Genomic DNA, 13551 nt, shown 5'->3' with positions numbered 1-13551 from the left:
AGGTATTCTTTCAATCTAGCATCATACGCCAAGTATTCGCACCAAAACGTATTGTTAATTTCTAAGAATAAAAGTAGCAAACCATGTTGCTACTTTATTATTTATACTTTTTCGTACGGATGTAGCGTGCTTGGATAGATCTCCGTTGGATACTTCCCTGTGAAGCAAGCTAAGCAAAGACCTCTTGTCTCGCCTTCTTCTTCTCTTCCAATGGCATCGATCATCCCTTTTGGACTTAAAAAAGTAAGTGTATCAGCACCAATAATTTCGCGAATATCTTCTACAGAACGATCAGAAGCAATTAATTCTTCTTTTGTTGAAGTATCAATGCCATAGAAGCATGGGTTTTTGATCGGTGGCGAGCTGATGATTACATGTACTTCAGTCGCGCCTGCTTCTTTTAACATCGTCACAATACGGCGGCTCGTTGTTCCACGTACAATGGAGTCATCCACCATGACAACTCGTTTCCCTTCAACAACACCTCTTACAGGTGATAGCTTCATCTTCACTCCTTGTTCCCGCAATGACTGTGATGGTTGGATAAATGTCCGACCAACATACTTATTCTTAATGAGACCCATCTCATAAGGAATCCCTGTTGCTTCAGCATAACCAATGGCTACGGAAATACTTGAATCAGGTACACCAGTTACGACATCTGCCTCAATCGGAACCTCGACAGCAAGCTGCTTCCCTAAATTTTTTCGCGCTGTATGGACATTGATGCCATTAATATTGCTATCTGGTCGGGAGAAATACACATATTCCATCGCACACATAGATATATTTGAAGCCATTGCGAACATTTCAGAACGGAACCCATTATCATCAATGACTAATAACTCTCCAGGTAATACATCACGAACAAACTCAGCTCCGACAATATCGAAAGCACATGTTTCGGAAGCAATTACGTAAGCATCCCCAATTTTGCCTAGAGATAGAGGACGGAGACCATTCGGATCAACCGCAACCATCATTTCATTTTCAGTCATAATTAAGAAAGCATAAGCGCCTTTTACCATGGACAAGGCATTCTTCACACGCTCTTTATGAGAAGATACACCGCCTCGTTTAATTAAATGAGCTAATACCTCGGTATCTGAACTCGTTTGAAAAATACTTCCCTGTGCTTCTAGTTGATATTTAAGGGCTGTAGCATTCGTTAAATTTCCATTGTGACATAGAGCTAGACCACCATTTTGTGATTGGAATAAAAGTGGTTGCACATTCTCATAGCCCCCGCCACCTGCAGTAGCGTACCTGACATGACCAATTGCTGAAGTTCCTTTTAGTTCTTGAATAGCATCTTGAGAGAAAACCTCAGTGACGAGGCCCTCTCCTTTTACACCCTTCAACTTATCTCCATCTGTTACAACAATACCTGTACCTTCTTGACCACGATGCTGAAGGCTATGCAATCCGTAATAAGTAATCTGTGCTGCTTCCGGATGACCCCAAATACCAAAGACACCACATTCCTCATTTAAACCTTTTATTTCTGCAAGCATGCTGGTATAGCTCCCTTCCACGCCTTATTTAGCACTTCTGTTTGCTCTTTGATTACAAGTTCGTCGTTTACAGTAATTTCAAGTGCTTGCTCATTTGTTACTTCACCAATGAGTGTAGCATTTGTTAATTGTTCAAATGCTTCTTTGTTCTCCTTCTTCACACTTAGAAGGAATCTAGATTGAGATTCACTGAACAATTGTGTTGTTGCTTCACCAGTTAACTTAAGTTTTGCACCTAATTGATTCGCAAATAAACTCTCAGCTACTGCCACTGCTAACCCACCTTCTGCAAGATCATGTGCAGATGATAGTAACCCTTGGTGAATAGCTGTTAAGACTTTTTCTTGATTGGCTGCTTCTACTGTTAAATCGATTGCTGGTGCTTGCCCGAAGATTTTTTTGTAGCTTAGCTTCTGTAGTTCACTGCCACCAAATTCTGCTCTCGTATCACCTAATAAATAAATCAGGTCGCCTGCTTGTTTGAAGTCTTGTGTTGTCACATGCTCAATATCCTCCACTAGACCAACCATCCCGATAACTGGCGTAGGGTAAATCGCTGTGCCGTTTGTTTCGTTATATAATGAAACATTACCACCAATGACCGGCGTATTTAATGTACGACAAGCTTCACTGATGCCATCAGCAGATTTTTGAATTTGCCAGAAGATTTCTGGCTTTTCCGGATTACCGAAGTTTAAGTTGTCCGTAATTGCTAACGGCGCGCCACCAGAACAAACGATATTACGTGCTGCTTCAGCTACAGCTATTTTTCCGCCTACTTCAGGATCTAAATACATATAGCGTGAATTACAATCCGTAGTCATCGCTAGTCCTTTTTTCGTTCCACGGATACGGATAACTGCGGCATCAGACCCTGGAGCTACGACTGTATTGGTTCTTACCATATAATCATATTGGTCATATACCCACTCTTTACTAGCGATCGTTGGTTGTTGTAATAATGACATTAGAGTTTCTCTATGATCATCAACTGCGGGAATATCATTTTCCATCGCCTGGAATTCACGGTAATAAGCTGGTTCTTTGGAAGGCTTATGGTATACAGGTGCTTCTTCTGCTAGTGCATCTGTTGGTACATCTGCCACTACTTCGCCTTTATGAATCAAACGTAGTTGTTTATCATCAGTCACACGGCCGATTGCCACTGCTTCTAAATCATATTTGGAGAAAAGGTCAACAATTTCTTGCTCTCTTCCTTTCGTCACTACAATTAACATTCTTTCTTGTGACTCCGATAACATCATTTCATAAGCAGTCATTCCTGTTTCGCGTTGTGGAACTAAGTCTAGGTTCATTTCTATCCCTGAACCAGCTTTACTTGCCATCTCTGCAGATGAACTCGTTAATCCTGCCGCGCCCATATCTTGAATCCCTACTAATGCGTCAGATTTTACAAGTTCAAGGCATGCTTCTAATAGCAACTTCTCCATAAATGGATCACCTACTTGAACAGCCGGACGATTCTCCTCTGATTGATCCGTTAATTCTTCAGAAGCAAAAGTAGCACCGTGAATGCCATCACGTCCAGTTTTGGCTCCCACATACATGACTGTGTTACCTACCCCATGCGCTTGCCCTTTTTTAATATCTTTATGATCAATTAAGCCGACACACATCGCATTAACAAGTGGATTCCCTTCATAGGAAGCGTCAAATTGCACTTCTCCACCGACTGTTGGAATGCCTATGCAATTACCATATCCAGCAATCCCCGCTACTACTTCTTCAAAAAGGTAGCGAACACGAGGAGTATCCAATTCTCCAAAGCGTAAAGAGTTGAGGAGTGCAACAGGTCTTGCGCCCATCGAGAATACATCGCGGATAATACCGCCCACACCCGTTGCTGCCCCCTGATAAGGTTCGATCGCAGATGGGTGATTATGGCTTTCAATCTTGAATACAACAGCCTGTTCATCTCCTATATCAACAATTCCGGCACCTTCTCCTGGACCTTGCAACACATGCTCGCCTTTTGTAGGGAACTTACTTAATACAGGCTTAGAGTTTTTGTAGCTACAATGTTCTGACCACATAACAGAGAAAAGTCCGATTTCAGTATAGTTAGGTAGGCGACCTAAAATCTTTTCAACCATTGCAAATTCGTCATCTGACAAACCCATTTCCTTATAGACTTGTTGTTCTTTTAGTTGTTCTGGACTTGGTTCAAGCATTAACGACATGTGATTCCCTCCATTGTTTCACAATTGATTGAAAAAGTTTTAACCCATCAGCGCCACCTATTAGCTCATCTACCGCTCTCTCAGGGTGGGGCATCATGCCAAGCACATTGCCCGCTTTATTCGTAATACCAGCAATATTACTTAAGCTACCATTCGGGTTGGCATCATGGTAAGTAAAAACAATTTGATTGTTTTCTTTTAAACTAGCAAGTGTCACTTCATCACAATAGTAGTTTCCTTCACCATGAGCTACTGGTATGGTAATCACTTCATCTTGTTCATATCCTTGCGAGAACATTGTTTGATTGTTCTCGACTTTTAATTGAACTGGACGACAAATGAATTTTAAGCTTTCATTTCTTCTCATCGCCCCTGGCAGTAAGCCTGCTTCTAGTAAAATTTGAAAACCGTTGCAGACGCCTAATACCGGTTTCCCTGCCTCAGCCGCTTTAATCACTTCCTTCATCACGTGACTAAATCGTGCAATGGCTCCACTTCGCAAATAATCACCGTATGAAAATCCTCCCGGTAATAGAATGCCATCAAAACCATCTAAGCTTTTTTCATCGTGCCAAACATATTCCACATCACAGCCCAGCTCATCTTTTACTGCATGATACATGTCAATATCACAGTTCGATCCTGGAAAAACAATCACAGCAAACTTCACTGAGCAACAGCCTCCTCGATTTCAAAACGATAATCTTCAATCACGACATTCGCAAGTAATCTTTCACACATTTCTTTTACTACTTCTTCAACAGGACGCTCTGACTTTTCAATCGAAAGCTCCAAGTATTTTCCGATGCGCACATCTGACACTTCGTTGTAATTCATGGAATGCAAGGAGTGCTTAACAGCATTTCCTTGTGGATCTAATACGCTCTCTCTTAATGTGACGAACACCTTTACTTTATACATGAAGTTTTCCTCCCAGTCTGGATAAAATATTTTCATAAGCATCTGTTAAATTGCCAAGGTCGCGACGAAAAACATCTTTGTCGAGCTTTTCATTCGTTTTTAAATCCCAAAAGCGGCATGTATCAGGTGAAATTTCATCTGCTAACAGAATAGCACCTGATGCATCCTTACCGAATTCCAATTTAAAATCGACGAGGCGGATGCCCAACTCTTTAAAAAATTGTGATAATAATTCATTTACTTTCAATGCTTTTTCTTTTAAAAATGCGACTTCTTCTTCGGTTGCTAAATCCATGATTTCTATATGGTCCTCTGTTAATAATGGATCACCTAAATCATCGTCCTTATAATAAAATTCGACAATTGGTCTTGTTAATGGTTTTCCTTCTTCCACGCCAAGCCTTTTTGCAAAGCTGCCTGCTGAAGTATTTCTCACAACAGTTTCTAATGGAATGATGTCCACTTTCTTTACAAGTTGCTCATTCGGAGAAATTTGCTTCACAAAATGAGAATCAATACCAAGCTCCTTTAGTTTTGAAAATAGCAAGCTAGTAATCTCATTATTTAAACGGCCCTTGCCGTCAATACTTGCTTTCTTCTCTCCATTAAAAGCAGTAGCAGCATCTTTGTATTCTAGCCAAACGATAGATGCATCATCTGTGTTGTAAACCCTTTTTGCTTTTCCTTCATAAACAAGTGAACCTTTTTGCATGACTTGCGCCTCCCAATCATGAAAATTAGCAATATTCTTACTAGGTGAAATGAATGGGGAGAGGAGGAAAAACTTCTTCTCCCCATTATTTTTTATAAACCTAAACGATTAAAGATCGTATCTACATGCTTCAAATGGTGATGATAATCGAAGCAATCATCTATCTCTTCTTTTGTTAAAAGGGAAGTGATCTTTTCATCTTGATCAATTAAGCTGCGGAATGGTACTTGTTTTTCCCATGATTCCATTGCTTTTGGTTGAACAGTATCATACGCTTCTTCACGCACAAGGCCTTTATCAATCAATGCGAGCAATACACGTTGAGAATAAATAAGCCCTAACGTACGATCCATATTTCGTTTCATATTCTCAGGATATACCGTTAAGTTCTTCACAATATTGCCAAAGCGGTTAAGCATATAATTCAATGCAATCGTTGCATCTGGTAAAATCACGCGCTCCGCTGAAGAGTGAGAAATATCACGCTCATGCCACAATGACACATTTTCATACGCGGTCATCATATAACCACGAATGACTCTTGCCATCCCTGTCATATTCTCTGATCCAATCGGATTACGCTTATGAGGCATGGCTGAAGAACCTTTTTGTCCTTTTGCAAAGAATTCTTCCACTTCACGTGTTTCACTCTTTTGCAGGCCCCGTATCTCTGTGGCAAACTTCTCGATGGACGTAGCAATTAATGCAATCGTGCTCATATAATGTGCATGACGATCACGTTGTAGTGTTTGTGTAGAAATAGGTGCTGGCTGAATACCAAGCTTTTCACAAACATATTGTTCAACAAATGGATCGATGTTCGCATACGTACCGACAGCGCCGGAAATTTTACCGAACTCAACGCCAGCAGCCGCCTCTTTAAAGCGTGCCAAGTTACGTTTCATCTCTTCATACCATAATGCCATTTTCAAACCAAAAGTAGTCGGCTCCGCATGCACACCATGTGTACGTCCCATCATTACTGTGTTTTTATGCTCTTGTGCTTTTACTTTAAGAATTTCTACAAAACGCTCGAGGTCTTTTAGTAAGATATCATTTGCTTGCTTTACTATATATGAAAGTGCAGTATCGACAACATCTGTAGAAGTAAGGCCATAATGGACCCATTTACGTTCTTCACCGAGTGTTTCGGAAACGGCACGTGTAAAGGCAACGACATCATGTCTTGTTTCTTCTTCTATTTCTTTAATTCGCTCAATGTCAAATGAAGCTTTTTCACGGATTTTAGCTACATCCTCTTTAGGAATATCTCCAAGCTCAGCCCAGGCTTCGCAAGCAAGAATCTCCACATCCAACCAAGCTTGGAAACGGTTCTGTTCTGTCCAAATAGCTCCCATCTCTGGGCGAGTATAACGATCAATCATGATTTATCCTCCGATCTTTTCTGCAGCAATTTGCCATATGTCACTTTGTTCTACTTCACGTAAAGCTTCCTCTACATTGTCGCGAAGCAATGTCACATGACCCATTTTTCGTTTAAACTTCGCTTCTGCTTTCCCGTATAAATGAACCTTCCAATCCGTTACCGTAGGAATGGACCGAATAAGAGGTTCAACATGCTCTCCTAATATATTGACCATTACAGCTGGTTTTAGTAATTCTGTATTTGCTAATGGCCAATTACAAACTGCACGAATATGCTGTTCGAATTGTGAAGTTTCACATGCTTCAATAGAGTAGTGACCAGAATTATGCGGCCTTGGGGCTAGTTCGTTAATATAGATCTCATCATTTTCTCCAAGGAACATTTCCACTGCAAGTGTACCAACTAGCTCAAAATCATCGGCAATTTTTTTCGCCTCTTCTAAGGCCGTTTGAGAAGCTAATTTGGAAATTCTCGCCGGTACAATCGTTTGATGTAGAATATTATCTTTATGAACATTTTCCCCAACTGGCAAGAAAGCTGTTTCACCATTGGGATTCCTGAAAACAATCACTGAGATTTCTTTTTGAAAAGGAATGAACTTCTCTAAGACGCATGCACCATGATTTAATAATTCTTTCGCCTTTTCTATGTCAGCTTCGTTATGAATTACATATTGTCCCTTGCCATCGTATCCACCTCTTGCTGTTTTTAAAACAGCAGGAAAGCCAAGCGCTTCTATATTAGCATAAATATCTTCCGTTGCGTGAATCTCTGCGTACGGGGCAACAGTCGCACCTGCTTTTGTGATCGCTACCTTCTCTTTTATACGATCCTGTGTCTGTGATAATACATGTGAACCTTGAGGCACATAAGCATTCTCACAAAGCCAATCAAGCGCCTCAGCACTAATATTTTCAAATTCATATGTCACAATATCACTTATAGATGCTAATTGTTTTATTGCATTCATATCATCATAAGCTGAAACAATCTTCACATCAGCCACTTGACCACATGGGGAATCTTCCGTGGGATCCAGTACAGCTATGCGAAAACCATTCGCTTTGGCCGATAATGCCATCATGCGACCTAGCTGCCCTCCACCAATTATGCCGATTGTTTGACCAGGTAGTATGGTTTGTTTAGACAAGATCATCACTACTTTCTAACACTTGTTGTTTTGTTCTTTCTCGCCTATCTTCTAACCGTTTAGCAATTTCCTCATCAAAGGCGCTTAAAATTTGTCCTGCCAGTAACCCTGCATTTGTTGCCCCTGCTTTACCAATAGCAACTGTAGCAACTGGGACACCGCCAGGCATTTGTACAATGGATAATAAGGAATCTATCCCGTTTAACGCTTTAGATTGAACTGGGACACCAATGACTGGTAGCGTTGTTTTAGCGGCTACCATGCCAGGTAAGTGTGCGGCACCCCCTGCTCCTGCAATAATGACTTTGATTCCTTTAGCTCTTGCACTTTCTGCATAATCAAACATCAAATCAGGCGTTCTATGTGCAGATACGACTTTTTTTTCATAACCGACTTCAAGCTCATCTAAAATGTCACAAGTATGTTTCATCGTTTCCCAATCTGATGTACTACCCATGATGACGGCAACTTCGATTTTCATCCTTCTCCTCCATTCCTTTTTGTCCAAAAAATGAAAAAGCCCAGATAGAATCCTCGCTCTAATCTAAGAGAGAAAGATTCTGTCTGAGCCATTCATTCATAAATTGAAATGTTATGAATTTAGAGACACTAGTCCCTTGGACAAACAAGAAGCTTTCCCTCATAGTCCGAGTATTTACGGTTCCCGGGTAGAGACTCATGGGCCATATTCCCATTATTATATGAGGGGTTAAAATGTTGTTAGGTTTTCTTTCAATTTCATCTTAACAACTTCCGAATTGTCCGTCAATGATAATCTCGAACGATTAAAGAAGTCAGAAAATTAATGTTCGTGTTTTGCTACAAAAGTTGTCCTTCAAAGACTATTTTTTGCCCTGCAGGTTCATATTCTGTCTTCCCATTTTTCTTCATTTCTTTAAAGTACGGTTTTTCCATTCTTCTTATTGGAAAATACCCTTCTTGCTTCATGCGATCTAAGCATTGATCAATGGTTTCATTTTCCAACACTTCAAATTTCTTTTTCTTTTGACTCACTTAAATAACTTACCTTTCTTAACAGATTTAACCCAGAAGCCACCATATATCGTTTTTGGTTCATAAGCAATGATAAAGGCCTTCGGATCAAGTGTTTTAATCGTATCATACAGCTTTAATTCATACTTTCTTGGAGTTAAGATTTGCAGTGCCATACGGTCCCCTTCAAGCCCATTCGCAGCCCAAGACGTTACACCATATCCTTTGGCCCGTAAATCCTTTGGCAAATCTTTATCATACTCCTTCGTTATTACATTAACAGTAATATAGCCAAGTGCAAGCTTTTCTTCAATTTTCATCCCAACAATGACGCCTATACCATACCCGACTGCATAGGCGATAATGTTCTGTATCTGGTCTAAATTATCTAACACTAAGCCTAAACCAATCACATAAATAACAATTTCAATCATACTAATAAATGCTGCCTGGTAACGCTGCCCTTTTAATGTTAATATCATACGAATCGTAAAAAAGGACACATACACAATATTAATAACCAAAATAATCGTTACCATTACAAGGCCATTCTCTAACATTTTAACACTCCTATCTCACTTCAAACCTTCTTATTACCTTTATACCCAAACTTTCAAGGTTAAATGACTACTTTCCTGTTCGATTCCCCAAATTTCCTAAATTAAACGCTTGAAACAATGTACCATCTACATAAAAAAGAATACTCTGTTATACAGGATGTATGCCTAATGATCGGAAAAGAGGTGGAGAGAGATGGTCTTTTGGTATCCATTTTACGCACATCATGCAAATTTCCAAACTGAAGGCGAAGGGGTTCGTGAAAGTGAGAGACTGGCATTACTAGGCGGCGCTCTCTCTGCAATTGGGAGCATAATCGTTGTCATTGGTCTTTTTGATCAACTAGAAGAAGATGAAGAAGGCATAACTGAATCGGAAAGTGAAGGAATACTTAGTTTAGAGTCATTTAGGTTAGCCTTACTTGGAAGTATTATTGTAGCTGCCGGAGAAAGTATCGGAACAGCATCCATTATAAAAGGGATTAGAGAAGATGAAATTATCTCTCGCGAAGAAGCAAGGGAAAAGAATATAGCAAAAACCAATATGACAAATATACAAACACAACTCCAATATATGCAAGAAGAGTTGAACCAACTAAAGAACATTACATCAACCCTACAACAAGAAAACTATCTAATGCGGACAGAATTATATCACTTTTATCGGTATTTACAGATTAAATAAAAAAAGCTTGTAATCTTATAGAGACCTAGTAAATAACCACAAAAAAAGAGCACATCAAATGATGTGCTCTTTTATCTTGCCCGGCAACGTCCTACTCTCACAAGGGGACAGCCCCTAACTACCATCGGCGCTGAGAAGCTTAACTTCCGTGTTCGGTATGGGAACGGGTGTGACCTTCTCGCTATCGCCACCGGACTATGAAATTGTAAGGGAATCGTTCCCTCAAAACTAGGTAATGTTGAAGAAGATATTTATTGAGTAATCGCCTGAATGCGTTGCTGATGCGACTACTTACGTAGTGCTGTCTAGCTGCGGCGGCTAGGAGCTCGAGGTCATAAGCCAAATTTGTCATGAGGTTAAAGGACAACCTCCTGTCAAATTCGTCTTATGCTTGTCGCTCCTGGACGAGCCGCCTTCGCATTTCGTTTTTGGTTAAGTCCTCGATCGATTAGTATTAGTCAGCTACATGTGTCGCCACACTTCCACCTCTAACCTATCAACCTGATCATCTTTCAGGGATCTTACTAGCTTGCGCTATGGGAAATCTCATCTCGAGGGGGGCTTCATGCTTAGATGCTTTCAGCACTTATCCCTTCCGCACATAGCTACCCAGCGATGCCTTTGGCAAGACAACTGGTACACCAGCGGTGCGTCCATCCCGGTCCTCTCGTACTAAGGACAGCTCCTCTCAAATTTCCTGCGCCCACGACGGATAGGGACCGAACTGTCTCACGACGTTCTGAACCCAGCTCGCGTACCGCTTTAATGGGCGAACAGCCCAACCCTTGGGACCGACTACAGCCCCAGGATGCGATGAGCCGACATCGAGGTGCCAAACCTCCCCGTCGATGTGGACTCTTGGGGGAGATAAGCCTGTTATCCCCGGGGTAGCTTTTATCCGTTGAGCGATGGCCCTTCCATGCGGAACCACCGGATCACTAAGCCCGACTTTCGTCCCTGCTCGACTTGTAGGTCTCGCAGTCAAGCTCCCTTGTGCCTTTACACTCTACGAATGATTTCCAACCATTCTGAGGGAACCTTTGGGCGCCTCCGTTACTCTTTAGGAGGCGACCGCCCCAGTCAAACTGCCCACCTGACACTGTCTCCCATCCCGATAAGGGATGTGGGTTAGAATTTCAATACAGCCAGGGTAGTATCCCACCGACGCCTCCACCGAAGCTAGCGCTCCGGCTTCTAAGGCTCCTACCTATCCTGTACAAGCTGTACCAAAATTCAATATCAGGCTACAGTAAAGCTCCACGGGGTCTTTCCGTCCTGTCGCGGGTAACCTGCATCTTCACAGGTACTATAATTTCACCGAGTCTCTCGTTGAGACAGTGCCCAGATCGTTACGCCTTTCGTGCGGGTCGGAACTTACCCGACAAGGAATTTCGCTACCTTAGGACCGTTATAGTTACGGCCGCCGTTTACTGGGGCTTCGATTCAAAGCTTCGCGTGAGCTAACCTCTCCTCTTAACCTTCCAGCACCGGGCAGGCGTCAGCCCCTATACTTCGCCTTGCGGCTTCGCAGAGACCTGTGTTTTTGCTAAACAGTCGCCTGGGCCTATTCACTGCGGCTCATCAAGGCTTTAACACCCTAATGAGCACCCCTTCTCCCGAAGTTACGGGGTCATTTTGCCGAGTTCCTTAACGAGAGTTCTCTCGCTCACCTTAGGATTCTCTCCTCGCCTACCTGTGTCGGTTTGCGGTACGGGCACCTTATTCCTCGCTAGAGGCTTTTCTTGGCAGTGTGGAATCAAGAACTTCGGTACTAAATTTCCCTCGCTATCACAGCTCAAGGTATGTGACCATGGGATTTGCCTCATGGTCCCTCTAACTGCTTAGACGCACATCCAATAGTGCGCTTACCCTATCCTCCTGCGTCCCCCCATCACTCAAACAGAATACGGTGGTACAGGAATATCAACCTGTTGTCCATCGCCTACGCTTTTCAGCCTCGGCTTAGGTCCCGACTAACCCTGAGCGGACGAGCCTTCCTCAGGAAACCTTAGGCATTCGGTGGATGGGATTCTCACCCATCTTTCGCTACTCATACCGGCATTCTCACTTCTAAGCGCTCCACCAGTCCTTACGGTCTAGCTTCAACGCCCTTAGAACGCTCTCCTACCACTGAACATCAACGATGTTCAATCCACAGCTTCGGTGATACGTTTAGCCCCGGTACATTTTCGGCGCGGAGTCACTCGACCAGTGAGCTATTACGCACTCTTTAAATGGTGGCTGCTTCTAAGCCAACATCCTGGTTGTCTAAGCAACTCCACATCCTTTTCCACTTAACGTATACTTTGGGACCTTAGCTGGTGGTCTGGGCTGTTTCCCTCTTGACTACGGATCTTATCACTCGCAGTCTGACTCCCATGGATAAATCTTTGGCATTCGGAGTTTGTCTGAATTCGGTAACCCGATGAGGGCCCCTAGTCCAAACAGTGCTCTACCTCCAAGATTCTTACGCATGAGGCTAGCCCTAAAGCTATTTCGGAGAGAACCAGCTATCTCCAAGTTCGATTGGAATTTCTCCGCTACCCACACCTCATCCCCGCACTTTTCAACGTACGTGGGTTCGGGCCTCCATCCAGTGTTACCTGGACTTCACCCTGGACATGGGTAGATCACCTGGTTTCGGGTCTACGACCACATACTCATTCGCCCTATTCAGACTCGCTTTCGCTACGGCTCCGTCTGTCCAACTTAACCTCGCATGTAATCGTAACTCGCCGGTTCATTCTACAAAAGGCACGCTATCACCCATTAACGGGCTCTAACTACTTGTAGGCACACGGTTTCAGGATCTCTTTCACTCCCCTTCCGGGGTGCTTTTCACCTTTCCCTCACGGTACTGGTTCACTATCGGTCACTAGGGAGTATTTAGCCTTGGGAGATGGTCCTCCCTGCTTCCGACGGGATTTCTCGTGTCCCGCCGTACTCAGGATCCACTCTGGAGGGAACGAAGTTTCAACTACAGGGCTTTTACCTCCTATGGCGGGCCTTTCCAGACCTCTTCGTCTATCTCGTTCCTTTGTAACTCCGTATAGAATGTCCTACAACCCCAAGAGGCAAGCCTCTTGGTTTGGGCTAATCCCGTTTCGCTCGCCGCTACTCAGGGAATCGCGTTTGCTTTCTCTTCCTCCGGGTACTTAGATGTTTCAGTTCCCCGGGTCTGCCTTCCATACCCTATGTATTCAGGTATGGATCCTATCCCATAACGGATAGGGGGTTTCCCCATTCGGAAATCTCCGGATCAAAGCTTACTTACAGCTCCCCGAAGCATATCGGTGTTAGTCCCGTCCTTCATCGGCTCCTAGTGCCAAGGCATTCACCGTGCGCCCTTATTAACTTAACCATATGTTTGGGTTGCTTTCGCTTCCCTCACGGTTGTGTGTTTTAAAAAAGTTTAGTATCTCTACTCTATT

At 42.8% G+C, this 13551-nt stretch carries 11 protein-coding genes, 2 rRNA genes and 1 riboswitch; of the genes, 1 reads left to right on the top strand and 12 read right to left on the bottom strand.

Translation table 11 applies throughout. The features are described 5' to 3' along the window. Window positions 1–101: 101 nt before the first annotated feature. The 10 genes from purF to MKY26_RS20250 form a co-directional block, all read right to left on the bottom strand. Window positions 102–1514: an amidophosphoribosyltransferase gene (gene purF, locus MKY26_RS20295; protein WP_095370719.1), complete on the bottom strand. Its 1413-nt coding sequence runs from the start codon at window positions 1512–1514 to the stop codon at window positions 102–104. Then, window positions 1499–3715 carry a phosphoribosylformylglycinamidine synthase subunit PurL gene (gene purL, locus MKY26_RS20290; RefSeq protein WP_322910216.1) on the bottom strand — a complete coding sequence of 739 codons (2217 nt, stop codon included), beginning with the start codon at window positions 3713–3715 and terminating at the stop codon, window positions 1499–1501. The genes purF and purL overlap by 16 nt, the downstream gene beginning before the upstream one ends. Further along, complete coding sequence (gene purQ / locus MKY26_RS20285) at window positions 3699–4385, bottom strand: phosphoribosylformylglycinamidine synthase subunit PurQ (RefSeq protein ID WP_322910217.1); 687 nt, start codon at window positions 4383–4385, stop codon at window positions 3699–3701. Before purQ ends, purL begins: the two co-directional genes overlap by 17 nt. Then, window positions 4382–4636: a phosphoribosylformylglycinamidine synthase subunit PurS gene (gene purS / locus MKY26_RS20280; protein WP_095370721.1), complete on the bottom strand. Its 255-nt coding sequence runs from the start codon at window positions 4634–4636 to the stop codon at window positions 4382–4384. Before purS ends, purQ begins: the two co-directional genes overlap by 4 nt. Then, complete coding sequence (purC, locus tag MKY26_RS20275) at window positions 4629–5348, bottom strand: phosphoribosylaminoimidazolesuccinocarboxamide synthase (RefSeq protein ID WP_095370722.1); 720 nt, start codon at window positions 5346–5348, stop codon at window positions 4629–4631. The genes purS and purC overlap by 8 nt, the downstream gene beginning before the upstream one ends. A 92-nt stretch (window positions 5349–5440) precedes the next feature. Further along, on the bottom strand, window positions 5441–6733 hold the full coding sequence (purB, locus tag MKY26_RS20270) for an adenylosuccinate lyase (protein WP_328198908.1): 1293 nt from the start codon (window positions 6731–6733) through the stop codon (window positions 5441–5443). A gap of 3 nt (window positions 6734–6736) precedes the next feature. Next, a complete protein-coding gene (gene purK / locus MKY26_RS20265) occupies window positions 6737–7891 on the bottom strand; it encodes a 5-(carboxyamino)imidazole ribonucleotide synthase (protein WP_180317049.1) in 1155 nt (384 codons plus the stop codon). After that, window positions 7878–8366 (bottom strand): 5-(carboxyamino)imidazole ribonucleotide mutase, encoded by a 489-nt coding sequence (gene purE, locus MKY26_RS20260; RefSeq protein WP_095370724.1) that lies wholly within the window; start codon window positions 8364–8366, stop codon window positions 7878–7880. The genes purK and purE overlap by 14 nt, the downstream gene beginning before the upstream one ends. A 142-nt stretch (window positions 8367–8508) precedes the next feature. Next, window positions 8509–8610, bottom strand: a riboswitch (purine riboswitch). Between the two features lie 94 nt (window positions 8611–8704). After that, a complete protein-coding gene (locus MKY26_RS20255; RefSeq protein WP_251163305.1) occupies window positions 8705–8899 on the bottom strand; it encodes an NETI motif-containing protein in 195 nt (64 codons plus the stop codon). Next, complete coding sequence (locus MKY26_RS20250; protein ID WP_095370725.1) at window positions 8896–9438, bottom strand: DUF2179 domain-containing protein; 543 nt, start codon at window positions 9436–9438, stop codon at window positions 8896–8898. The genes MKY26_RS20255 and MKY26_RS20250 overlap by 4 nt, the downstream gene beginning before the upstream one ends. 193 nt (window positions 9439–9631) lie before the next feature. Here MKY26_RS20250 and MKY26_RS20245 point away from each other — a divergent pair, with 193 nt between their 5' ends. Continuing rightward, window positions 9632–10120, top strand: coding sequence for a hypothetical protein (locus MKY26_RS20245; RefSeq protein ID WP_095370726.1), 489 nt, complete (start codon window positions 9632–9634; stop codon window positions 10118–10120). Window positions 10121–10198: 78 nt separating this feature from the next. Here MKY26_RS20245 and rrf read toward each other — a convergent pair. Together rrf and MKY26_RS20235 are read right to left on the bottom strand one after the other, a co-directional pair. Further along, window positions 10199–10315, bottom strand: a 5S ribosomal RNA gene (rrf, locus tag MKY26_RS20240). Between the two features lie 233 nt (window positions 10316–10548). Next, window positions 10549–13481, bottom strand: a 23S ribosomal RNA gene (locus MKY26_RS20235). Between the last annotated feature and the right edge of the window lie 70 nt (window positions 13482–13551).

Source organism: Cytobacillus sp. FSL R7-0680 (assembly GCF_038009245.1).
GTDB lineage: Bacteria > Bacillota > Bacilli > Bacillales > Cytobacillaceae > Cytobacillus > Cytobacillus kochii.
Note: the sequence above shows the minus strand (reverse complement) of the source record. Positions and strands in the feature narration are given on the sequence as shown.

Excerpts from the sequence above, each read along its gene's own strand:
- purF (WP_095370719.1), bottom strand. The coding sequence starts at position 1,514 with ATGCTTGCAGAAATAAAAGGTTTAAATGAGGAATGTGGTGTCTTTGGT.
- purL (WP_322910216.1), bottom strand. The coding sequence starts at position 3,715 with ATGTCGTTAATGCTTGAACCAAGTCCAGAACAACTAAAAGAACAACAA.
- purS (WP_095370721.1), bottom strand. The coding sequence starts at position 4,636 with ATGTATAAAGTAAAGGTGTTCGTCACATTAAGAGAGAGCGTATTAGAT.
- purC (WP_095370722.1), bottom strand. The coding sequence starts at position 5,348 with ATGCAAAAAGGTTCACTTGTTTATGAAGGAAAAGCAAAAAGGGTTTAC.
- purB (WP_328198908.1), bottom strand. The coding sequence starts at position 6,733 with ATGATTGATCGTTATACTCGCCCAGAGATGGGAGCTATTTGGACAGAA.
- purK (WP_180317049.1), bottom strand. The coding sequence starts at position 7,891 with ATGATCTTGTCTAAACAAACCATACTACCTGGTCAAACAATCGGCATA.
- purE (WP_095370724.1), bottom strand. The coding sequence starts at position 8,366 with ATGAAAATCGAAGTTGCCGTCATCATGGGTAGTACATCAGATTGGGAA.
- MKY26_RS20250 (WP_095370725.1), bottom strand. The coding sequence starts at position 9,438 with ATGTTAGAGAATGGCCTTGTAATGGTAACGATTATTTTGGTTATTAAT.
- MKY26_RS20245 (WP_095370726.1), top strand. The coding sequence starts at position 9,632 with ATGGTCTTTTGGTATCCATTTTACGCACATCATGCAAATTTCCAAACT.